Source organism: Kitasatospora sp. NPDC057518, assembly GCF_042802075.1.
In the GTDB taxonomy this organism is placed as follows: Bacteria; Actinomycetota; Actinomycetes; order Streptomycetales; family Streptomycetaceae; genus Kitasatospora.
In genome coordinates this window covers 1-1552 of the sequence record NZ_JBHVEU010000783.1, presented here as the reverse complement: position 1 = coordinate 1552, position 1552 = coordinate 1, and the positions used below count along the sequence as shown (strand labels likewise).

The following is a 1552-nucleotide window of genomic DNA, read 5'->3' as shown; positions in this document are numbered from 1 at the left end:
ATCCGGTGCGGGGCCCCTCCTCGTGGCGTCGGCCTCGGGTCAGGCGCTCTTCTCCCGGCGCTCGCGCTTGATCATGTCGCGCGGCACCAGGGTGGGGATGGCGTGCTTGGAGACGACGTCCCCGGTGACCACCACGCGGGCGACGTCCTGGCGCGAGGGGACCTCGTACATCACGGACATCAGCACCTCCTCCATGATGGCCCGCAGCCCGCGCGCGCCGGTGCCCCGCAGGATCGCCTGGTCGGCGATCGCCTCCAGCGCGTCCCGGGAGAACTCCAGCTCCACGCCGTCCAGTTCGAACAGCTTGCGGTACTGCTTGACCAGCGCGTTGCGCGGCTCGGTGAGGATCTGGAGCAGCGCCTCGCGGTCCAGGTTGTGCACGCTGGTGATCACCGGCAGACGGCCGATGAACTCGGGGATCATGCCGAACTTCACCAGGTCCTCGGGCATCACCTGGCGGAAGTGGTCGCTGGCGTCCGACTCCCGCTTGGAGCGGATGTTGGCGCCGAAGCCGATGCCCTTGGCACCCGCGCGGCCCTCGATGATCCGCTCCAGGCCGGCGAACGCGCCGCCGACGATGAACAGCACGTTCGTGGTGTCGATCTGGATGAACTCCTGATGGGGGTGCTTGCGGCCCCCCTGCGGCGGCACCGACGCGGTGGTGCCCTCCAGGATCTTCAGCAGGGCCTGCTGCACGCCCTCACCGGAGACGTCCCGGGTGATCGACGGGTTCTCGCTCTTGCGCGCGACCTTGTCGATCTCGTCGATGTAGATGATCCCGGTCTCGGCCTTCTTGACGTCGTAGTCGGCCGCCTGGATCAGCTTGAGCAGGATGTTCTCGACGTCCTCGCCGACGTAGCCGGCCTCGGTCAGCGCGGTGGCGTCCGCGATCGCGAACGGCACGTTCAGCATCCGGGCCAGGGTCTGCGCCAGCAGCGTCTTGCCGGAGCCGGTGGGGCCCAGCAGCAGGATGTTGGACTTGGCCAGCTCGATGGCGTCCTCGCGGCCGTTGCCCCCGCTGCGGCCCGCCTCACCCGCCTGGACCCGCTTGTAGTGGTTGTAGACGGCGACCGACAGCGCCTTCTTGGCGAGGTCCTGGCCGACCACGTACTGGTCCAGGAACTCGTAGATCTCGCGCGGCTTCGGGAGCTCCTCGAAGCGCACCTCGGAGGTCTCGGCGAGTTCCTCCTCGATGATCTCGTTGCACAGGTCGATGCACTCGTCGCAGATGTACACGCCTGGGCCGGCGATCAGCTTCTTCACCTGCTTCTGCGACTTGCCGCAGAACGAGCACTTGAGCAGGTCGCCACCGTCTCCGATGCGTGCCACGAGGTGCTTCCCCTTCGCCAGGGGCCCCGCAGGGGTTCCGGGGCCTGGTGCTGTGGACCGTCAACGCCGACGGCGCTCGGTCTCGCTATCCGACGGTACTCTGCCGGGCCCGTGATTCCGTCCTCTTCGCCAGGTCTGCCCTACGCCCTGGGCGAATTGATACCGAACAGATGCCGTCGCACGGGCCCGCCGATGGGCCGGGGCGGGGTGCGCACCCGTGTGC

The 1552-nt window shown here is 68.3% G+C and carries 1 protein-coding gene; it reads right to left on the bottom strand.

The window, feature by feature from the left end; genetic code table 11:
• Positions 1 to 39: 39 nt before the first annotated feature.
• Entirely contained in the window at positions 40 to 1329 is a 1290-nt protein-coding gene (gene clpX, locus ACFU7Z_RS39380) for an ATP-dependent Clp protease ATP-binding subunit ClpX (RefSeq protein WP_045696864.1), read from the bottom strand.
• Positions 1330 to 1552: the final 223 nt, after the last annotated feature.